Below are 19,916 nucleotides of genomic sequence, written 5' to 3' on the forward strand. Positions count from 1 at the left end.
ATGGTGATTGCTTGGAATAAATTGAGTCATAGCCGATCCTTGCACAATTCAGGGGGCGCTTACAAGGTACGGCTCTTCGTGCTGATTCGTTGCCCGTCAATCGCTCGGGACTAGCCTTCCAGATATCTACACAAGAACGTCGAGAAAACCATGCCTGACCGCAAACAACTCCATCAGGACGGTTACGCCCTGCTACGCCAAGCGATCCCGGCCGAGTGGCTGGCTGACTTGCGCAGCGTGTTCGATGCCGGCGTGAAACCGTCGGACCAATGGCCAGTGCCCCGCGGCATGGACTGGCGCTATTCGATGCTGGACGACGATGCAACAATTCAAGCCGTGTGCCGCCTACCCCAGCTACTGGCGGTGGCAGGAGAATTGATCGGCGAGCGGTTCTTCCTCTCCCAAGTGGAAGGACGTGAACCCCTTGCCGGTAACGGCCACCAACAATTGCACCGCGACTTGTCAGCCCAACGACCAGGCGACATCGCTGTCGCCTTGGCTTTCTTCGACGATTACGGCCCTGAGAACGGCGCGACACGGATCGTCCCCGGCAGCCACCGCCCCGAGCCGGGCGCCCCACCTTTCGACTTCAATGACGAGTCACGCGCCGTGCAGCTTTCAGGCAGCGCCGGTGACATCCTGGTGTTCGATGTCGATCTGGTGCACGCGGGCAGCCTGAACGTGATCGGCGCACGCCGTCGCTCCACCCTGATCAGCTATTTCTCGGAATCGCTCTACGCCTCACACCTGGAAACCGTGGCGCTGCGCAATATTCGGATGGACACCCGCGACCGATTCGCTCCCTCGGATTTTGCTTTTGGGGATTAGATTTCCGGGTCGATAAAAGTTATGCACTGCGGTTCGAATCTGAGCTTTAATGCCGGGGGTTATCAACAGCCCCCCTCGTCTAATCAAGGAAGAAACGACATTGAAAACAGCTCTCGGCGCTCTGCTGTTGGCCTGCCTGACAACCACCGCATTCGCTGACGAAAACCCCATCGGCTTCCAATCCTCCACCCTGCCGGATCCGCACAATGGCCGCGCTCTGGAGATGGTCGTTTGGTACCCCAGCGCAACCACCGCAACCGCGCAACTGATCGCCGATAACGCGGTATTTGTCGGCGCCTCCGCCGTGCGTAACGCGCCGCCAACGGACGGCGAACATCCACTGGTGGTGCTCTCCCACGGCTACAGGGGCAACTGGAGCAACCAGATCTGGCTGGCCAGCGCCTTGGCCCAGAAGGGTTACATCGTCGCCGCCATCAACCACCCCGGCAGCACCACCCATGACCGCAGCCCGCAAGCAGCGGCGCAGCTATGGCAGCGGCCCGTTGACCTGCGCCGGGCCATCGATGCGGTCACGGCTCAACCGGAAAAATTTGGTCGGGTCGCCAACGGCCGAATTGCAGCCGTGGGCCATTCACTCGGCGGCTGGACTGCCCTGGAAATCGCCGGCGCGCGCTTCGACCCAGAGCGCTTCGCCCAAGACTGTAAGGCTCATTCGCAGCTAGCCAGTTGCACCGTTTACGAACAGATGAACCCCGCCAGTACCGCTGAAGCGAAGGCCGAGCTGGCCGCTGATTGGCGCGACAAACGCGTCACTGCGGTGGTGACATTGGACCTGGGGCTTTCGCGGGGCCTGACCGATGAGAGCCTGGCCGCCCTTCCTGTACCCGCCCTGGTGATTGCGGCTGGCGTACCGTCGCGAGAGCTTCCCGCCGAGTTGGAGTCCGCCAACCTGGCGAAACGCCTACCCCCAGCGACAAGCCGTTACGTCGGGATCAGCGACGCGAGCCATTTCAGCTTCATGTCGATGTGCAAGCCTGGTGCGCAGAAGATCCTCGAAGAGCACGTGCCGGGGGATGGCATTATTTGTCAGGATGGGGATGGCGGTCGTGCTCGGGGGGTGGTTCAGCAGCAGGTTGTGTCGCTGGTCGCGGAGTTTCTGGCGCAATCCACTGGAGAGCTTGAGAAGGAGGCTAGATGACGATCACACGCCCAGGATTATCGGGATATTTAACGAGTAGGGGCGCCTAATGCAGCGCGTCATGATTATCGGTCAGCCTGGCTCAGGAAAAAGCACGCTGGCTCGGGAAATGGGCAAACATACCGGATTGCCAGTCATTCATATTGACACTATTCATTGGCAGCCCGGTTGGATCGAGCGAAACCCGGACGAGAAGACGCGGCTTTGTCACGAGGTCGAGGCACGCGAACAATGGATTTTTGAAGGCGGTCATTCTGCCACTTGGGACAACCGAATTGCGCGAGCCGATCTTTTGATATGGATTGATCGCTCATCGGTACTTCGGTTCTGGCGTGTGCTTCTCAGAACGTTAACCCAGCGAGGCCGCCCACGCCCCGATCTTCCAGAGAATTGCCCAGAGCAGCTAGGGAACCTTCCGGAGTTTTTCAGATTTATGTGGGCGACCCGTAAATCGGCGCGTGCAAAGATGAAGCAACTTGTAGCAACGGCCCCATCGACATGTCGCGTTATCTGTCTGCGGTCCAACCGCCAGATCCAACTGTTTCTGTCGAATATCGGAGAGGAGGCACCTAGCGTAGAACCGCCGCAAAAAGTCGAAAAAAACGACAACGTCGTTTTATGGAAGCAAGAATAAATCCCCCTCTATTCCATCCCTTTTCCCACCGGCGTGCTCGGCACATCAAGCCCGACTTTCACCCGGTCCAGCGCCACGATTGTCTTGAACCAGGTCACATTGGAATTTTCGGCAAACAATCGCCGCGCCAAAGCCTGGTATTCGTTCATGCTGGCAACGGTTAACACCAGGACGAAATCCACTTCGCCGGTGACGTAATAACACTGCTGAACTTCGGGCACCGCGAAGTGTGCCTTCATCGCCTCCAGCGCCTCGATGCTGGTGCGCTCTGCCATCACTTCCACAATGATCGTGATCGGCCGTCCTACGGCGATGGGATCCACGATGGCGACGTTGCCCGTGATGACGCCCCCCGCTTCCATCCGCTTGATACGGCGCTGAACGGCGGCCGTGGAAAGATTGACCTGCTCGGCCATGAGGCGCAGCGGCATCGTGTTGTCGCGCTGGACGAGGTCCAGGATGGCACGGTCGAATTTGTCCAACGATTCAAGTGCGGCGTCGCTTTTTGCCATGGTAAACCTGTGAGAAATTTTCTCGAAAACTAACAGAAAACTGCGCCCCTTTATCTACCCTGGAGAAATATTATCTTGCCAGCAGTCTGCGTACGCAGCCTTGGTCGCAACACACACAGGATATTATTGGCATGCTCGCACTGTTCCATCTCTCCCCTGTCCTGTTGGTGACAGCCATTCTCGTCGTGCTGCGCCGGCCACCCGTGCACGCCGCCATTGCAGGTACTGTATGGGTCATGGTGCTCTGGCTCGCCGGCGCTGCCGACGCGTGGCGCCTGGGCAGCATGGTGGCCGCTGCTCAAGATACGGCCGTGCTGTTTGCAAGTACGGCTTTCGTGATCGTTCCAGGCCTGGTTTTTGTGATTTTTATCGAGCGCATGGGTGTCAACCTGGCGCTTAGCCAATGGGTGCGGTCACTGGGGCTTGGGCGCGGCGATCAAGTCGTGTTTATCGTTCTTGGACTGGCACCGTTGCTCGAAGCGATGACCGGCTTCGGCGTGTCGTTGATCGCCACGGTGCCCCTGCTGCTCAGTCTCTTCGAACGTCGGGTCGCGCTACGGATAGCACTGACCGGCATGGCAATCATGCCTTGGGGAACGCTGGGCCTGGCATCGGTCATTGGTGCTTCGTTGGTTCACCTGGACGCAACCGCGCTGGCAGCGACCTCGGCATTGACCAGCGCACCGGTTTTTTTGGTCCTCAGTGCAATCGCGCTATCGCTTGCAGGCGTTCGTGATTCGCGGGAATGGAGGGCGTTGGGCGCTTTCTGGCTGCTGTTCGTGGGCGTGCTTTACGGTGCCAGTCGGTGGCTGGGGCCGGAAGTGGCCGGCGTGGCAGCAGGCCTGGTGACGGCTGCTGCGGTACTCTCTGCTGGGCTGTGGCGCCTGCGCCGCAACGACAGCGAGCGCGGTGCGGTGCAATGGCCGCGTCAGGCATGGCCATATCTGGTACTGATCGTCTGCATTGTCGCGTTGAAGACGGTGTGGACGATCACCGCTTGGCCAGATCACTGGGTTGTACAGGGCGCCCAGGTCACCTGGAAACCACTCGCCTCACCCGGCCTGGCACTGGTTCTGGTGCTGATCGGGATAGGGTTTCACACGCGCCGCACACAACGCCAGACAGCACTCGACGTCAACTTGCCTGCTGCGCTGGTGGCGCGGGCGAAGCGGCCACTGTTGACCATTTTCTTCTTCCTGGCGATGTCGCAGATGATGGTGAAGGCCGGCTTCCTCGCGGGTTTGATGCAACTGCTGGCGGGCCTGTCACCCGCCGCCGCGACGTCGCTGGTGGCCCTGTTTGGCGCGCTGTCAGGCTACATGACCGGGTCGAATGTTGGCGGCAACGCGATTTTCATGCCGGCCATCGCGATGTTGCCGGAATCCTCTCGCCTGTTGCTGGCTGCCGTCCAGAACAGCTCGGCAGGGCATGCTGCGCTGGGCTCGCTGTCGGTTGTCATGCTGATCCTGGGACTTGCCAAGACCCAGGCCAAGGAAGAAGGCGAACTGGTAAGGTTTGGCTTCACGCTGGTCTGTCTCAATACCGCGTTAGTCGCGTTGGGCGCGGCGTTGCTGAGTGGGTGGTTTGGATAGTGGAGTGTTGGCAAGTGGAGCCCCTTTTGCACTTTTTCCAACCCCTTGGGTTCATGTCTCTTTCCCAATAGTTTCTGACTTAACTATCCTACGCCTCCACCCCAAACGGATTCGCCACGATGTATCTGCGTTCAAGCATCTTGTTGTGCCTGTGCCTTTTCAGCAGCCTGAGCCAGGCCGCTGTTAACTGTTCGGCCCTGGCGGAAAAGATCTCCGGGACGGTGCCGGAGTTTCATCCGTCGGTGCAAGGCAAAGTCATTGGCACCGGACGCCTGCATTTCCACGAAGCGCCCGATGAAGCCTGTTCCAATAAGAAGATTTTTGTCATACCCGGCGACTCCCTCACCGTTTACTCCAGCCTTGAAGACGAATCATGGCTGGAAGTGAACTTCATCGCCAAGAGCGGCGACGACTTTACCGGTTGGGTAAAGGCTGATCGGGTCGAGATTGGCGCACCTTACGGAGCGCCAGCAGACGATACCGACGACGCGCCAGCGAGTGATGCTCAATAAAGGGGAGAAGAAACGATGACGAGTCCACCAGACGGGAACGGTCTATTCCCGGCCACTACACACGACAATGTGGCTGATGGCATCGGTTTCGCCGCCTGGGCTCGCGCCTGGGAGGCGCTTGGCGTCAGAGACGCGTCACGAGAAACGTACGAAGAACTCCTTCGACACTACGGCGAGCCGCACCGCGCCTACCACAATCTCCAACATCTGAAGGAATGCCTTCAGGTGCGCCGATACATCAACGCGGCCTGCCAGGCCTCCGCTGAAGTCGACCTCGCGTTATGGTTCCATGACGCGATCTACGATCCCCTTCGCAGCGACAACGAGTTGCGCAGTGCGCAATGGTTGGACGACGTGGCACACGATAGCGGCCTGGACGATGAAACGCGACGCAGGCTTTACGACTTGGTGATGGTGACGCGACACGACGGTGCCCCGGCAACGGCAGACGAAGCGGTCTTGGTGGACACGGATCTGGCGATCCTTGGAGCATCGTTCGAGCGGTTCGAGGAATACGACCAACACATTCGCCGCGAGTACTCGTTTGTGCCTCTGCCTGTGTACCGCCAGAAACGGCGCCAGGTCCTTGAAGGCTTCCTGGCGCGTGGACGGATCTATACGACCGCAGCGTACTTCGATGCATTTGAGCAGCAGGCGCGCGCCAATCTTGCACGCGCCATCGAACGTCTCGACTGAAGGCTGGATTCAAGCGGCGGAGGGATATTCAAATTCGCTGGCGCTCGATCACGGTGACCGTCGTCGTTCGGGAAATCGGGACTCAGCCATCTAATCAAGCTGCGAATCTTGATCAAGGTGACGTGCTCGTCGAATTTAAACTTACTATGCCCCGGAAGAATCATACCGTTTGACAAACCGACGCTCGTCGACCGCGTAACCTTGCTGCTGATAAAAAATGTGAGCCTGCATTCGGTGGTCGCTGCTAGTCACCTCAGCCCGGACGCAAAGTTGTTCTATAAAAAATGCATCAGCAGCGGAAACTAGCATTGCCCCTACTCCTTGTCCTCGGGAGTCTTCATCGATGACAAGCGAGGTAATGCGTCCGAGCCTACCCGGCTGATGAAACAGCTCAAGTACATGTAAGCTTATGACACCGATAATATTTTTACCGTCTTGTGCCAACAGCACGGTATCGCGAGCGCTAAGTTCTAATGCTTCAAGCTTATCTCGGATTAACTTCGGCGAGGCTTGGTAGCCTAACTGGCCCAGGAGTCTGGACACAGATTCTGCATCGGTTAGTAAGGCTTTTCGAACTTTCATGTTGTTCTCAACTGGGTATTGCACAGGCTTGTCCACCCTTTGAATTCGACTTGACCTATCGTTTGCATCGGACTTAACCAACACGCTGGGTGACTGAGACCGGCAGAAAGCGATCAGAGCCGTCAGTCGACCTGAGAACACAGGTTAGATGACTTGAACCAGAGGACTGCGGAGTCGACATGAACATGCTTCTGCTTTTGAGGCAGGAAGGGTGTATCAAGCGTGCCCAACGCTATCGAGACCCAGTCGGAGAATTTACCTTCAGATCGAGACCAAAACAGAGTCGAACCGCAATCGATGCAGAACTCACGTAATACGGCCTCTGACGAAGCATAGCTTTTGATGTTGGTGGAACCGCGAAGTACTCGAAGCGCGCTACGGGGAATGCTGCCGTACGATGCGAATGCTGCCCCGTGCCCCTTGCGACACTGGCTACAATGACAATGACTCACTGCTTTTGGTGAGACGAGTAGCTCGTAACTGACGGCAGCGCATAAGCAGCTTCCTTGGTATAGCTGTGTCATAGGCCTTTCCGTACAGATAAGAAACCCCAGCGTAACTGTCCCAGTCCAATCAGTCGACCGACCGTTATTTGCCGTCTGCTGCCTGCTACGACGCAGCTATCGAGCCAAGACCCCGAAGCATCGGGGACAGACCGATATGGATAACGCTGAGAGTCCATAAAGAGTCGGCTGCAGCCCCTTCAGGCATAGTCGACCCAAAGGAGCCTGTATACATCCAAGGATGTCACTCACCGGCAAGTCATCAAATCAACCGATCCAAAACCCGCGCATTCCACAACTCCCGATACCGCTCCCGCCACCCCGGGCTCCCCTTATCCAACCACTCCAACGTTGCCTCAACACTCTCAGGGCTGATCATGAAGTGATTGATATGCTCCTCGATCCGCTCTTCCGATAGATGCAGCAAGTCCAGATAACCATTGAAAGAATCCGCCAACACCACGTACTCATCGCCCTGCTGACGACGCCCGGTCCAGGCCGGTAAACCCGCCACCAGCGCCGCCACGTCCTGGCGCCCTTCCCGCACATCAAGCAGCAAGATACTCGCGCCGCCGTCGCGACCGATCGGCAGCAATCCCGTTGCGGGGAAGCCGGGCTGCGCCCGCAGTTGCTCCAGTTCATAGGGGTTTGATTCATACTCTTTGTCCGGGTCCAACCCGTACAGTGAAAAACTAAGTAGCTCCTCGTCGCCATTGGCGAGCGTGGCCAACACATCGTATTCCACGTAGGCGCCGTTGCAGGTCTTGAGGAACTGGCGATAGTCGTCCGGCAGGCGGGCACCCAGGCTGGCTTCCAATTGTGCGATGGCACGGTCGGTGGCGCCTTCACGGGTGTCTTCGAGAATGAGTCCGCGGTAATCAGTCATTGCGCCTTCCGTTTTGGTCAGTGAAGCCGAATCCTTCTATGCTCAAGCGACTATGCGCAAGGAGCTACCTTGATGGATTACCTGATTCGAAACGCTATGGCCACCGATGCCCCGGCCATCAGTCAAACGATCATCAATGCCTTGCGCCAGTCCAATGCCCAAGACTACTTACCCGAAATTATCGATCAAGTGGCGCAAAATTTTTCCCCGCCGGCAATTCTTCAATTGTTGGCTCAACGCCAGATACTTGTAGCAACAGTCGACAATCATATCGTTGCAACGGCGAGTCTCGATCAGGACGTGGTCCGAAGCGTGTTTGTCGACCCGAGCTATCAAGGGAAGGGTCTCGGGAGACACCTGATGGCGAGGATTCAATCGATCGCCATCAACGCAGGCCTGAAGCTGCTGCGGGTTCCCTCTTCAATCACCGCAGAAGGCTTTTATGCTTCGCTTGGCTTTGAAAAAGTCCGGGATGAGTTCCACAAATCAGAGCGCACGATCATCATGACGAAAACCTTGGACCTGTAGCACTGCAGCGTCCAAGAAGGTACCCCTGCGCCATCACACCACGCTCGCCCGATGCAGACTGCTCAAATGCCCAACCCCCGCCGCCTGCAAACGACTCACCAGATCCTCCCGCGCCGCTCGCCCACCCGAACGCACGTACTCCAGCTCCGCCGCGGTGATCAATACCACCGGCACCAATCTGACCGGCGACAACGGCATGTCATCCAGTAGGGTCGGGAAATCCGGCGCCGGGGCACCGAGCAGAACGCCGGTGGAGTCGTCATCGGTCACGAAGTGTTTGGGCAATTGGTCGCTCATGTGGTGCGATTGGCTGAGCCCGGGAAGTTCAAGGGACAGCGCCCCATACTGGTCGAGTTGGTGGGTAATGCCGCCCGCGTCGGCCACCGTCTTGGCGACGTGTTCCACCAGTTCGAATGCCCAACTACCCTTGAAAGGATCGACCTCGCCCACGGGGCCATGGGCGTGTTCGGGGATGTCCGCGGTTTCGACGAACAACTCCATTTCGAAACCGTTGCCCATGCCTTCCGTATCATCGAATGGATCGGACAGGCCTTCGGTGGCGAGGATGATCGTGTCGCCACGGCGAACCACGCGATAGGCCTGGCGAGTCGAAGGCCAGTACGGGCCACCGGAAAAGGTCGGGCTGATCAAGTAGGCAAGGACATCCCGCTCGACCGTGCCGACAGCACTCCAATGACGATCCAGGCACGCTGCGCCGGCTTCCCGGACGGCCAGACTGGCGGCTTCAGCCTCAGTCAGGTCGACAAGCTCAGGGGATTGCGGCGCGGGCTGGTCGTGTTGGGTTTCAGGGGCTTTTGATGAACCGAAGAGCTTCTTGAAGAAATTCATGGGCGTTCCTATTCGAAAACTGCAGTTGATGTATCGTTCAGTTACTGCGCCTGGACCGATTTCCAAAGGATGAACATGACATTGACGGTCGAAAGTTTGGTCAGGATAGCAATGACTAATCCAATCAACGCACAAATCACTCCGCGCTTGCCTGCACTCGGTTTAAATCAATGCATGCTCACGGCTGGCTGCCTGTTCCAAGCCGTCTGGAATCATCAAACGCAGCAACCGTCCTCTTGGGGCGTTAAGGATTACGATGTTTTTTACTTTGACCCGGACCTGTCTTGGGAAGCCGAGAACGAAGTGATCAACGCCGCCCAGCGACTCTTCCAGGACCTCGGCGTCAACATCGAGGTCAAGAATCAGGCCCGCGTCCACCTTTGGTACGGTCAGCGGTTTGGCAAGCCTTATCCTCAGCTTCAGTCGGCCAAGGATGGCATTGATCGTTACCTGATTGCGGGCACGTGTGTTGGGCTGGATGTTGAAACCGGCGAGGTCTATGCGCCCTTTGGCCTGGACGATATCGAACAAGGCTTTCTGCGTATCAATCCAAATAATCCTCAGCCGGATTTGTTCGATGAGAAGGCGAAGAGTTATCAGGCTCGCTGGCCGTGGCTCAGGATTGTGGAGAAATGATGCCAATCTCGATAATCCCGTGGCGAGGGAGCTTGCTCCCGCTGGGTGGCGAAGCCGCCCCAAAGTAGTTTTCAGAAAAAACGGGGTCAATGGTCTACGACGGCTACGCCGCCGAGCGGGAGCAAGCTCCCTCGCCACGGAGTACCTTTTAGAACCATGTATGGAATTTGCTGCCGCCTTCGCGAGCAAGCTCGCTCCCACAGGAGGTCGGCGGTGGGAACCCGTTCTGTGGGCCTCAACCTTGACTCATCGCCCCCGAAAAACTTGCCTCCACCGGCCCGGTAAGAACGACCGCACCCACGCCATTCCACTGAACCGTTACGCTTCCGCCATCACATTCAACCTCGACGGTGCTGTCCAACAAACCACGACGAATGCCGTTAACAACCGCACCGCACGAGCAGGATCCCGAACCTAGCGCAATACCCGCCCCACGTTCCCAGATCCGCAGCCGTATATGGTTGCGATCAATGATCTGGACGAAATGAACGTTGGTCTTGAGCGAAAACAGGGCGTTGGTTTCGATGGCCGGACCGATCGTCGCGATATCAACGCTGGCCAGATCATCGACAAAATAAGTGCAGTGCGGATTACCCATGCTGCACGCGGCGGGACTGCCGGCCAGTGGCAAGGCGGCGGTGTCCAGTTCTTGCGCTAAAGGAATGTCCGACCAGCCGAAAAGCGGCACGCCCATGGCGACGGAAATGTCGCCGGTTGGAGTACGCTCGCAAGTCAGCAGACCGCGGTTGGTGCGCAGTACCAGCGAAGTAGCATTTGCTTCGCGCATCAGCAGATCCGCCGCTCCTCGCGTCGCGCTGCCGCAAACATCCAGCGGGGAGCCATCTGCGTTCCAGAACATCACACGCGCATCGGCATCGTCGCAATCGAGCAACACCGCGAGCTGGTTGAAGCCCACGCCCCGGTTCCTATCGCCCATACGCCGGGCCAGGGCACTTGTCACTGGGCTGGCTGCATTGCGCGAGTCGACAATAATGAAGTCGTCGCCATTGGCATGCATCTTATGAAAGCTCAGTGGCATGCAAACGCTCTGCTGGAGATGGAATTACCGTAGTAAAAATTGCAGGTTGCCTGAGCGTTCCGGACATACAACATGATTCGATTGAGTGACGGTTGCATGTATTCATCCTTGATCAGTGTGAGTGTTGCGTCTTCTTATATGCCGTCGTCATGACCTCCCAAGTTCTAGTGTCGGCAGGAATCAGATGCTCGATACGCAATGAGCTCATCGTGATATCGAGCGGCATACCGAAGGTGGTGAACGTCGACATGAACCTCAGCTCCCCCTGGGAAGAGTCGACTCGCGTCAGCAGCAGCGGAGGCAGTTCGTTAGCCAGCGCAGCGCTGTGTGGGGCCGGCAGGCTCTTCAGGATCTCAGCCAGCGCCGGATTACTCAAGGCTTCCCTGGATGCGCGCTGCCAAGCCACTAACCTTATTTCCTCGGCGTTACTCAAATGATCGCCCAAGCCGCCGGGTTGCAGCAGTGTCACCAACAGGTTAAGCCCCTCTGCCGCTTCTCTGGCAAGCCCCACCAGATCGAACAAGACTCCCGCGCTGGCGTTGGCGGCAAGGATGTCCCATTGAGCATCCAAGACAATTGCTGGGGCGGGGTTATTGGCGTGAAGGATGTGATCAATGGCAGCACGCACCACCTCCATTGTCGATGATGTGAGCGGCGTCGTTTCGTAGCGAGGGGCGTAGCCGCTGGCGAGGAAGATGTCATTGCATCGTTCCAAAGGTACATCCAGGGCAGTCAATAAGTTATGCAGGGTGCCGGGACTTGGCTTCGCGCGTCCCGTCTCGATGCAACTGAGGTGACGCTGAGATAGCCCTGTCATCAGCGCGCAGTCCAACTGACTCAGCCCGGCCTGTTGGCGCAAGTGACGCAGTTGGGCACCGGCCGAGGTTGGCGGCGTTGTTCGAGAGAAAGGTCGACTGGTCATCCGTTGACTCTGGCATTGCGGGTGAACGGCGTCGATGACCTCAGAGGTCATTGAAACCATGACGGTCAAATCACTAGCCTACCTCCCTGATCAACGAACTTGTCCAGGGAGGCAACTTGAAGAAACCTTACATCGCACTGGTGACACTGCTGCTTTTTTCCGTGTACACGGCGAGTACTTTGTTTCTCGCCGAGCAATCGCTCCTGGCGTTCGGCCTCGGGCTCATGTCGCGCCCAGACACCGCGCAGGTTGTCATCGACCTGTATCTGCTCGCTTGCATGGCGTGCGTCTGGATGTACCGGGACGCACGTTCGAAAGGCCGGTCGCTCACATCGCTGCTGCCTTACTTCCTGATCACGGCCATCTTCGTATCAGTCGGTCCGCTGTTGTACATCGTCGTCAACGGATTTGGACACCAACCGTCGCTGACAGGTACTCATGATTAGCCAGTTCCTCAACTCATGCACCGCAACGGACAATCACAGCTCACGGCCAATCAACAAGCACCGCTTTCGGATCCCCCTGACGCATCTGGGCCAGTTCAGCATCCGCCTTGGCTTGCGTCGCGTGGCAGAACTCGAAGGCGTTCTGGGTCTTGCCGGTCGGCCCCTTGGCTTCGGCCATGCACACCACGGCGCCCGGTGTGCAAACGGCGCTGTTGAGTTTGAAATCACCCCAAACGCCGGGCTGTTCCTGCTTCACCTTGGCGATGTAGCTTTTGAGCGAGGGTTGCATGTCGCTCGCGGCACCGGCAATCAATTTGACCGGGCTGACCGCAGCGCCGTACGTATGCTGGGTGGACAGTACGGCGGTGCAATACATGGCTGCGGCCGGGACCACCGCCGTGGCACCGTTGGCCATCACCGTAGGTGTCATCGCGACTTGCGTCCCACCAGGCCCCACCAGAACCGGAACGATGCTAAACGCGTTGTTTCGCCAGACCTTCAGGTTCACCCGCGAGCCGATTGGCGCTTTGGCAACGGCCACCCTGAAATCGATTGAATCGGCGATAAGCCCGTTATCCACGGCCACGATCACGTCTTGAGGCAAGATCCCGGCCTGTTGCGCACCGCTGCCCGGAACAGTCCCCTGCACCACAACTCCGGCGGGAGGCGCTGACAGCGCCATCGCCCGCTTCGGATCGATGGTCTCGATGCTGGCGCCGATCCTGCCGCGAGGTAAATTGGCCGGCTGGCAGCCTTTTTCAAGCCAGACCTGGCTGGCCGCTTCTTTTCGAGCCGTGGCGACCTGCTTCAGGATGGGCTCAGCGCTCGCCTGGTACATCGGCACCTCGCTGAGGGACATTTCGATGTATTCGCAAGATTTGGAGCGATACCGGTCAGGCGTTTCCCGGGTCACCAGCTTTTGCAAGTCAATGGGTGGCAAGCCTTGGGGGGCGGCAACGGTGGAGGTTGCGGGGGAGACGCTGGCAGAGTCCGCACTGGCAACCGATGAGACCACGTAGGCACCGGCCGCAAGGCCTGCTGCACTGGTCATCATGCTGGTATCGACGCCTCCCATGGGCAGCAGCATCGCACCGACTACCGCCGCCTCACCGAGACCGCCATCAGAGGCACAGCCAGCCAAGGCAGTGAGCGAAAGTGCAACGGCAAGCCTGGTGCTTGATTTCAAGGCAGATGCGGACATTTCGCTACTCAGTGATTGATTCGAGTGGATCGTGCCGCATCATGGCAAAGTGCCTTTCAGTTGTATATCGAATGCACATTTGCCCAGATGCCACCCGTCTCAATCACCACGGCAGCGAAGTGCCTGGTTGAGGTTGGACAGGATGATGGCCAAATAGTACCTTGCCTGGACCTGCCTAAACGCCACGACCTCAGAGAAGCCCATGTCGACAAAATGCCTTGCCGCACTACTGGTGCTCTCCCCTCTCCTGGCGTCTTGCGTCAACCCGATGTACAGCTCCGCCGAGCGAGCCGAAACGGCGGAATACCTGCGCAAGATCAAAGATCCGGCGACCTACTACGCCATGGATTGTGAAACGTTCCTGGCGACCAAACAGGGCTGGGAAAAGCATCCGAGCATGGCGGGCGACCCCGTTAACCTGGTGATCCAACAAGTCGCCAGACAACGCGATTGTTCAGCCGGTAGCGCTCCAGCACCAGTTGCCGCTGCGGTGTCACCGACGCCCGGGATGTCCGCGGCAATGCCCGCATCGGAACCTAATCAGTCTGGGGGCTTGGGCCTGCACATCACCAGCGTTACACCGGCGATGGCTCAGCAATTTGGCTTAGCCGCAACCAGCGGCGTATTGGTCGTGAGGCCAGTGCCAGGAACAGGCGCGGAAAAAGCCGGCATGTTGGCCGGCGATATCGTTTTGCAAATTGCCGGGACTCCGGTCAACAGCCCTGCCGAGCTGACCGCTGTCGCCAGTCGTATTCGACCTGGCTTCGCGGCGCCGTTGAAGGTGTGGCGCAACCGGGCACCCATCGACGCGTTGGTGGAAATAGGCGACTCATCGGGCTTGGCACCCTCGGTAGCGCTTGCACCTGCGGCAGCCGCCGCGCCGACGCGCCCCCTCGCCGCTCCCGTTACATCGCCAGCAAGCAATAGCGCGGCCAATACTTCGTTCTGTTTTGCCCTGTTCGAGGCCAGACAAGTCCAGGGGCTGAGCGACTATCCATCAAGGGGCCTCATCACCGCCGTCTGGCAAGGCCCGGCACTGAGCGGCACACCCGCTCGGCTCGCTATGCCGGAGTTCCAGGCATTCACTCGGTCCCAAGGCTACGACGTGAAAATGCAACCGATGTTTTGCCAGCCAATCGGTACCAGCGAACAGTGCCAGGCGCTGGGGTCGGAGAGTTTCATGCTGACCGAGCGCAGCTTTACCGCGATGGTCAATTGCACAGAAACCTTGCAGGGCGTAGAAACAACGCGGGGTCTACTGTTTAAACAGTGGCCTTATCTGCAGACCACCGCGTGGCGTCCGTTGGCGAGTCAGTAACTGTCTCGATGGGTGGCTCTGGCCGGCGCGGGAATCAGATGTTCGATGAAGCTTTCGCTTTAAGCCACGCCTCACGCGTCATTTCCCAGACGTCTTTAAGCAACGGCCCACAGACAAATTCCCCCTGCTGCGTCCCGATCATGCGCATGCCTTCGCGCTCCGACACCCTGCGCGAAGCCAGGTTGCCCACGGCCTTGGGCACCTGCATGACGGGGCGTTCCAGGGTTTCGAACCAATAGGCATTGATCGCTTCGCACGCCTCGCGCATATAGCCTTTCCCCTGCCATTGCGGCGCCAGCCAGAAACCGCGGTTGTTGCCTGGCTGATCGTAGAGGCTGATGCTGCCGATACGCTGTGCCGGGGCCTCGGCAATACGGATCATCCAGTGCCACTCGCGCCCGGCGGCGACAGCGGGGAGCGCATGGTCGCGCACATAGGTCAGCGCGCCGTCATCCGGGTACGGCCAGGGCACGCGGCTGTCCAGGTAACGGACCACTTCCCAGTATGGGAATAATCGTTGAATCGCCGGTGCATCCGCCAGTTCAAGGGGGGTGAGGATGAGGCGGCAGGTTTGGAACGTGGGGATAGGGTCCATGATGAAGATTCCTTTTCAAACGTTATGGCGTCCTTGAAAAGTTTTCACGCTACAAGTTATCCGTGATCCTGCACAGCTTGCTGTCCTCCAAGGATAAAGGGGGAAGCTCGGTCGTTTTCACGGACAGTTGCTTGAGGGTGACCGTGCACTTGAAGCGCCCCGCAGCCTCCAGTTGGTAATCCGCCCCTGCTTTAGGGACAAAGCGGAACATGTTGTAGCATTGAGCACCGATGTAATGAAAAGCGATGGGCTGTCCGGCAGGCACCAGCAGCTCAGTCATTACCGTGGAAGATGAATGTTTGTCGTCGTCTGGCATGCCCAGTCGTTCGCCGTTGCGATTGGCGTAGCCATCCCGGAACGCCACCATGACGCCCGCGCCCGGCAGGCGGAAGTCCACACAATCGGACTTGGGTACGGCCCTGACCATGCCATCGCTGATCACCCGCAAGCGTGCGGTCTCGCCACCGTCAGGCGTGGAATAAGGGGTGGAGAAAGAGCGGACATCCGACAGCGCTCCGCAGCCGGTGAGCAGCGTCAATAAGATGAAGTTCAAGGCATGTCGCAGGACGCGGGAGGTAGTGCCCGGGCAAATATCAGCCTGGGAGATGAGGGGGTGTGGCGATTGGCTCACGATGATGCTCCATGCGGGTCAGATATCCAGGGCCAACAACGGTCAAGAGGAACGCGATGTCAGCGCGAGATTTTATAGAGGGTTCAGGGATTGGCTGCAATAGTCGACGTACCGGGGCGCACGCCTGATGATCCAGGCCCACTCAAACCTCATCACCGGATTGGCCCTCGCCGTGGTCGCGACGCTGAGCTGGGCTTGTGGTTTCATCATCGGCTGCCGACACTTCTGGAGATGTCAGGTCTTGCGGCTGTGCTGGTTGGGGTGGTCATGGGGGTGCGGATCATCCTCAACTCGCGTGGATCGACAACCAACGCCGCCCCTTGATCAGCAGATGATTGCCCTACCCCTTGTCCAGCCCTTTGGCTGTCTTTCTGCGACCCTTCGAAGTCACCACTTTGTATTCACCGGAACCGGCCTCTTCCACTGAATATGCGGTCAGGGCGTCCTCGTGCAAAACGTAATGGGTGGAAGTTTTACTGACAGGAAGAGGGACAGTTTCGATATGAGCGGCCACCTTTGCAGAGGCCGCTGGCAAGAAAGCACTCGGCTCCAGCGCAAACCGCTCTGCCAGCGCGTACGCCATCTTGTGACTGATCGGCCGATCTCCATTGAGCACCTTGGACACCGCCGTTTTATCACCGATTTCAGGGAGGTCTGAACCGGTGAGCCCGAGCGTCTCCATCAAGTCCTTGATCAACTGCACAGGCGTGCAGCTCGCCTCAAAGGCGGCATTCGATTCGCGAAATTGGTGGGAGTCGCGCTGATAGGCCAGGATTTCGTCCTCGAGCTCAACGAGAATCCTCTCCTCGGTCCTGCTCAGCTCTCGCCCGTCGGTAAGCGCATCGAGCAGGGCCGTCGCACGCGCATAGTCGGCAGGGGTCTTGATGCCATGCACAAACTCACCGCGCAGGCGATCCAGTACGGCGTGCAGCTCGCCAAGCGTCGCGATCACGGTTTGAAAGTCGTTCCGGGCTGCGCTCATCGTCTTACCCCTTTATTTCTTGCATACCAGCTGTTGGCAACGTCGTAATCGGCATGCGTGTAGATGTGTTTGACGTAGAACTTCTGCCGGGCATAGTTGACGCCGCCTATCACCCTGAGATTATTGCCGCCTACGTCGATCACCACCCAGTTCATTGCGGCCCTGGGCTTGAACAAGTCGACACCGTGCGTACCGAATAGCTTTTGCAGGTCGGCGAACGCCTTGGGGCGCGCCATCGTCAGAATGCGCAGGCATCGATCAAGCCCGGCCTTGTCGTTGGGGTACAAAATCGCAGCGTCGTCAAAACGTGATGGCGTGAGTATATCCATGGGCTTCCTTGTCTTTGAGCCGATGGTACTCTGGTTGTGTTTTTTCACAACTCCATTTTATTGGCGATGGCGGGACTCATGCTGTGGCGAGCCGGCGATTTGGCCGGAAGCATTGGGCCAGATGAGCCAGGACATAAGCCAGCGATCACGGAGACCGATCACCGTAAGATCAACACCGCCGCCACCGCAATCACGGCCACCACGCCAAAGACCATCCGCGCGACCCACGGCGCGGTGAGCCAGACGCCGGTTACCCCGGCAATCTGCCCCACGTTCTTCTCGGTCAGGCGGAAACTCGGCTCCCGGAAAGGATTGCCGCAATGTGGACAGGCGTAGGCCTTGTCGGAAATTCGGGATGCGCATTCAGGGCAATCGATCAGACTCATTGCGTGACCTCAGGAAGAGACGAACTTGGGGTACTGACAAAGACCATGCCTTTCCGGTTTTTGTTCTGAGTCGAGTGAACCTTTTGAAAAGCACACGACGGAAAAGCGAACTGCTTCACAGCCAACAAGATAGCCCAACGCAATTGTTTCGGCCGAACCGCTACTGTGCAGGTTTTACGCGCCGAATAAGGTCGTCCAGCACGTAGGTGTCCAGAAAGGCTGTGACTTCAATGATCTGACCATTCTTGAAGGTCATGTGCCACAGGTAGGTGTTGTTGTAGGGTTTATGATCAAGCGCCGTGGCTGTTCCGTCCCACATCACAACCACGACATCATCCTGAGCAACGATGTTCTGCACCGTGGGGACAATCGGTGTTGCCAGCCGAGCGGTAATCGACCGCACGACATGGGCCAGCTCAGCCTTGTTGTTATAGACACCAGAAACAGGACTCGTCCCGGCCACGGTCCATTTCGCATTGGGCGCCAGCAGATCGAATACAGTGCCTTTGCCTTGTTGCCAATTCGCGAAGGCCTGGCGGACCAGATCCGTATTGGCGTTTTGAATAGGTTCCGAAGCCCAGACGTTACTCGTGACAAACACTAAAAACAGTGCAAGAGCCTGGACGCGCCAAGCCAAATTCATCCATATGGTCATGATGTTCTCTCACAGCAATGCAGTTGATAAGACGCTCTTCCAAGAGAACCTTAACGGCGTGTACCCGGAAACTTTTGCCCGATACTGCTGTGAGGTTGCCCGATGCTGTTCACTGGAGAGGTGCAACGACCAGCCGCTCATCAAGCAATTTTTTTCCTTCAGCGTAACTACCTTCATGCCCTTATGCTCAGACTTCTAGGTCACCGGAAAACCACCGCACGCTAGAGGAAAATGTTTCATTCCATGAGAGAGGCTGGTTTCCAGAATCGCCCGGCCAGCCAGCGACCGACACTCAAGGCCCAGGCCAACATAGCGATCAATCCGACACTAAGCAGCATCCCATTCACGCCCGTGCTGCTGATGAGCTTGCCGGCGATAAAGGGAAACCCGAATACGCCAATGAAGTAGGACAGGCTGAAAAGCAGCAGTGCCTGGGCGGTCAGTCCAGATGGCGCCTCGTTGGCAGCCAAGCCATTAATGACCGAATAGTTGAGACCATAACCGACCCCAAGCAATGCCGCCGTCAACCCGTAACTCAGGCTGTCATGAACCCACACACCCAACCCCGTCACGGCGACCAACATCAGCGTGGTCAACAGGCAAGAAGTCGCAAAGGGGTCACGGCGGACCACCCACCCGGCAATCAACAACCGACAAGCGATAGCCGCCCCCATGAAACCGACGAAAAACAGGGAGTAATCAAGCCCCTGACTGGCTGCATAACTGGTCTGGAAACTGCCCAGACCGCCGAAGATCGCGCCCCCCAGCCCCACCATCAAAATGGACAACGCTGAACGTGAGCGCAGCACATCCGTCGCCGACCTCAGCCCCATCCGTGCCTTATCGCCAGACCGGCGCTCCACTTCGGCAAAGCCCGTTCTCAGCCACCAAAAATACACCCCACCCAGCAATGCCGCGGCGGCGGCAAAGAAGAAAGCCGTCTGGATGGGTAGCCCGAAGGAACTGGCCAGCTTGCCTGAAAGAGGGCCACTACCGATCCCCGTCAACATGCTGCCCGACAAAAGCGCGAAGCAATGAGTCCGCCTGGCTGGCTCGACCATCGCTGCGACCATAATGGGCCCAACCGTGTAAAACAGCCCCCACCCAATCCCCAGCATCAAACCACAGGCCAACAAACCGAGGCCAAGGCCCGATAGCAGCGCAAACCCCATGGACGCAATGATCAGAAATCCAGCGCCAAGGGCCATGCACAGTGCTGCACCTATGCGCTGCATCAAATGCCCCGAGGCGACCACCGCGACCAGGGTACTCGTCATGGCAACGGCAAAGACTTGCCCCGCATCGCGCTCATTTCCCCCTAGGGAGGACACCAGCAGCGAGACCAGGAAAGTGGCGCCATAAGAAATGGACAGAAGGAAACTGGCTACGCAAAACAGGCCGAAGCGATTGGAGGGCTTGCCGTTGGAGAGCGGTGACATCGGTGTTTTTCCACGCGCTGAACAGGTCTTTTTGTAGCACGGCTACAGGCGGGGAT

Annotated in this window: 25 protein-coding genes and 1 pseudogene; 11 read left to right on the top strand and 15 right to left on the bottom strand. The window is 58.1% G+C overall.

Annotation, left to right across the window (positions count from 1 at the left end):
- Positions 1 to 150: 150 nt before the first annotated feature.
- The 3 genes from HU767_RS18575 (at position 151) to HU767_RS18585 (ending at position 2,621) form a co-directional block, all read left to right on the top strand.
- Positions 151 to 828 carry a phytanoyl-CoA dioxygenase family protein gene (locus tag HU767_RS18575; protein WP_186709701.1) on the top strand — a complete coding sequence of 226 codons (678 nt, stop codon included), beginning with the start codon at positions 151 to 153 and terminating at the stop codon, positions 826 to 828.
- 100 nt (positions 829 to 928) lie between these two features.
- Positions 929 to 1,987, top strand: a complete 1,059-nt coding sequence (locus HU767_RS18580; RefSeq protein WP_186730205.1) for an alpha/beta fold hydrolase — start codon at positions 929 to 931, stop codon at positions 1,985 to 1,987.
- A gap of 49 nt (positions 1,988 to 2,036) precedes the next feature.
- Complete coding sequence (locus HU767_RS18585) at positions 2,037 to 2,621, top strand: AAA family ATPase (protein ID WP_186709705.1); 585 nt, start codon at positions 2,037 to 2,039, stop codon at positions 2,619 to 2,621.
- Between the two features lie 8 nt (positions 2,622 to 2,629).
- Here HU767_RS18585 and HU767_RS18590 read toward each other — a convergent pair whose 3' ends face one another.
- Positions 2,630 to 3,133: an Lrp/AsnC family transcriptional regulator gene (locus tag HU767_RS18590; RefSeq protein WP_186730183.1), complete on the bottom strand. Its 504-nt coding sequence runs from the start codon at positions 3,131 to 3,133 to the stop codon at positions 2,630 to 2,632.
- A gap of 131 nt (positions 3,134 to 3,264) precedes the next feature.
- On the opposite strand from HU767_RS18590, the gene HU767_RS18595 reads away from it, so the two are divergent.
- From HU767_RS18595 to HU767_RS18605, 3 genes are all read left to right on the top strand, one after another.
- Entirely contained in the window at positions 3,265 to 4,725 is a 1,461-nt protein-coding gene (locus HU767_RS18595) for an L-lactate permease (protein WP_186730184.1), read from the top strand.
- Positions 4,726 to 4,844: 119 nt separating this feature from the next.
- Positions 4,845 to 5,237, top strand: a complete 393-nt coding sequence (locus HU767_RS18600; RefSeq protein ID WP_186730185.1) for a hypothetical protein — start codon at positions 4,845 to 4,847, stop codon at positions 5,235 to 5,237.
- A gap of 15 nt (positions 5,238 to 5,252) precedes the next feature.
- On the top strand, positions 5,253 to 5,933 hold the full coding sequence (locus HU767_RS18605) for a hypothetical protein (protein ID WP_186730186.1): 681 nt from the start codon (positions 5,253 to 5,255) through the stop codon (positions 5,931 to 5,933).
- Positions 5,934 to 6,077: 144 nt separating this feature from the next.
- Here HU767_RS18605 and HU767_RS18610 read toward each other — a convergent pair whose 3' ends face one another.
- The 3 genes from HU767_RS18610 to HU767_RS18620 all read right to left on the bottom strand — a co-directional run bounded on the left by HU767_RS18610 (position 6,078) and on the right by HU767_RS18620 (position 7,904).
- Positions 6,078 to 6,515, bottom strand: coding sequence for a GNAT family N-acetyltransferase (locus HU767_RS18610; protein ID WP_186730187.1), 438 nt, complete (start codon positions 6,513 to 6,515; stop codon positions 6,078 to 6,080).
- A 122-nt stretch (positions 6,516 to 6,637) separates the two neighbouring features.
- On the bottom strand, positions 6,638 to 7,039 hold the full coding sequence (locus tag HU767_RS18615; protein ID WP_186709712.1) for a GFA family protein: 402 nt from the start codon (positions 7,037 to 7,039) through the stop codon (positions 6,638 to 6,640).
- A 241-nt stretch (positions 7,040 to 7,280) separates the two neighbouring features.
- Positions 7,281 to 7,904: an SMI1/KNR4 family protein gene (locus HU767_RS18620; protein ID WP_186730188.1), complete on the bottom strand. Its 624-nt coding sequence runs from the start codon at positions 7,902 to 7,904 to the stop codon at positions 7,281 to 7,283.
- A gap of 72 nt (positions 7,905 to 7,976) precedes the next feature.
- Here HU767_RS18620 and HU767_RS18625 point away from each other — a divergent pair, with 72 nt between their 5' ends.
- Positions 7,977 to 8,432, top strand: a complete 456-nt coding sequence (locus tag HU767_RS18625; protein WP_186730189.1) for a GNAT family N-acetyltransferase — start codon at positions 7,977 to 7,979, stop codon at positions 8,430 to 8,432.
- Between the two features lie 33 nt (positions 8,433 to 8,465).
- Here HU767_RS18625 and HU767_RS18630 read toward each other — a convergent pair whose 3' ends face one another.
- Positions 8,466 to 9,281 carry a suppressor of fused domain protein gene (locus HU767_RS18630; protein ID WP_186709717.1) on the bottom strand — a complete coding sequence of 272 codons (816 nt, stop codon included), beginning with the start codon at positions 9,279 to 9,281 and terminating at the stop codon, positions 8,466 to 8,468.
- 75 nt (positions 9,282 to 9,356) lie between these two features.
- Here HU767_RS18630 and HU767_RS18635 point away from each other — a divergent pair, with 75 nt between their 5' ends.
- Complete coding sequence (locus HU767_RS18635; RefSeq protein ID WP_186709719.1) at positions 9,357 to 9,917, top strand: nucleotidyltransferase family protein; 561 nt, start codon at positions 9,357 to 9,359, stop codon at positions 9,915 to 9,917.
- A 235-nt stretch (positions 9,918 to 10,152) separates the two neighbouring features.
- Here the strand turns inward: HU767_RS18635 and dapF are convergent, their stop codons facing one another.
- Positions 10,153 to 10,956, bottom strand: coding sequence for a diaminopimelate epimerase (dapF, locus tag HU767_RS18640; protein WP_186730190.1), 804 nt, complete (start codon positions 10,954 to 10,956; stop codon positions 10,153 to 10,155).
- Between the two features lie 112 nt (positions 10,957 to 11,068).
- Entirely contained in the window at positions 11,069 to 11,878 is an 810-nt protein-coding gene (locus HU767_RS18645) for a helix-turn-helix transcriptional regulator (RefSeq protein ID WP_238349498.1), read from the bottom strand.
- A 116-nt stretch (positions 11,879 to 11,994) separates the two neighbouring features.
- On the opposite strand from HU767_RS18645, the gene HU767_RS18650 reads away from it, so the two are divergent.
- On the top strand, positions 11,995 to 12,324 hold the full coding sequence (locus tag HU767_RS18650) for a DUF2834 domain-containing protein (protein WP_186707242.1): 330 nt from the start codon (positions 11,995 to 11,997) through the stop codon (positions 12,322 to 12,324).
- Positions 12,325 to 12,364: 40 nt separating this feature from the next.
- On the opposite strand, the gene HU767_RS18655 is transcribed toward HU767_RS18650, so the two are convergent.
- Positions 12,365 to 13,525, bottom strand: a complete 1,161-nt coding sequence (locus HU767_RS18655) for a PDZ domain-containing protein (protein WP_186707241.1) — start codon at positions 13,523 to 13,525, stop codon at positions 12,365 to 12,367.
- A 202-nt stretch (positions 13,526 to 13,727) separates the two neighbouring features.
- Here HU767_RS18655 and HU767_RS18660 point away from each other — a divergent pair, with 202 nt between their 5' ends.
- Positions 13,728 to 14,843, top strand: a complete 1,116-nt coding sequence (locus HU767_RS18660; RefSeq protein WP_186707240.1) for a PDZ domain-containing protein — start codon at positions 13,728 to 13,730, stop codon at positions 14,841 to 14,843.
- A 34-nt stretch (positions 14,844 to 14,877) separates the two neighbouring features.
- Here HU767_RS18660 and HU767_RS18665 read toward each other — a convergent pair whose 3' ends face one another.
- Positions 14,878 to 15,438: a GNAT family N-acetyltransferase gene (locus HU767_RS18665; protein WP_186730191.1), complete on the bottom strand. Its 561-nt coding sequence runs from the start codon at positions 15,436 to 15,438 to the stop codon at positions 14,878 to 14,880.
- 49 nt (positions 15,439 to 15,487) lie between these two features.
- On the bottom strand, positions 15,488 to 16,069 hold the full coding sequence (locus HU767_RS18670; RefSeq protein ID WP_186707238.1) for a hypothetical protein: 582 nt from the start codon (positions 16,067 to 16,069) through the stop codon (positions 15,488 to 15,490).
- 169 nt (positions 16,070 to 16,238) lie between these two features.
- Between HU767_RS18670 and HU767_RS28885 the strand changes: the two are divergent.
- A pseudogene (locus HU767_RS28885) lies at positions 16,239 to 16,393 on the top strand (EamA/RhaT family transporter); the annotation flags it as partial.
- A 16-nt stretch (positions 16,394 to 16,409) separates the two neighbouring features.
- Here the strand turns inward: HU767_RS28885 and HU767_RS18675 are convergent.
- The 5 genes from HU767_RS18675 to HU767_RS18695 all read right to left on the bottom strand — a co-directional run bounded on the left by HU767_RS18675 (position 16,410) and on the right by HU767_RS18695 (position 19,860).
- Complete coding sequence (locus tag HU767_RS18675) at positions 16,410 to 17,051, bottom strand: XRE family transcriptional regulator (RefSeq protein WP_186707237.1); 642 nt, start codon at positions 17,049 to 17,051, stop codon at positions 16,410 to 16,412.
- The gene (locus HU767_RS18680; protein WP_186707236.1) at positions 17,048 to 17,380 is read right to left on the bottom strand and encodes a type II toxin-antitoxin system HigB family toxin; all 333 of its coding nucleotides are present in this window, start codon (positions 17,378 to 17,380) and stop codon (positions 17,048 to 17,050) included. Before HU767_RS18680 ends, HU767_RS18675 begins: the two co-directional genes overlap by 4 nt.
- A 158-nt stretch (positions 17,381 to 17,538) precedes the next feature.
- Complete coding sequence (locus HU767_RS18685; protein WP_186707235.1) at positions 17,539 to 17,766, bottom strand: zinc ribbon domain-containing protein; 228 nt, start codon at positions 17,764 to 17,766, stop codon at positions 17,539 to 17,541.
- Between the two features lie 160 nt (positions 17,767 to 17,926).
- On the bottom strand, positions 17,927 to 18,421 hold the full coding sequence (locus tag HU767_RS18690; protein WP_238349497.1) for a nuclear transport factor 2 family protein: 495 nt from the start codon (positions 18,419 to 18,421) through the stop codon (positions 17,927 to 17,929).
- Positions 18,422 to 18,657: 236 nt separating this feature from the next.
- On the bottom strand, positions 18,658 to 19,860 hold the full coding sequence (locus tag HU767_RS18695; protein ID WP_186730192.1) for an MFS transporter: 1,203 nt from the start codon (positions 19,858 to 19,860) through the stop codon (positions 18,658 to 18,660).
- Positions 19,861 to 19,916: the final 56 nt, after the last annotated feature.

Origin of the sequence: Pseudomonas sp. SWRI179 (assembly GCF_014268705.1) — a bacterium.
GTDB classification, from domain to species: Bacteria; Pseudomonadota; Gammaproteobacteria; order Pseudomonadales; family Pseudomonadaceae; genus Aquipseudomonas; species Aquipseudomonas zanjanensis.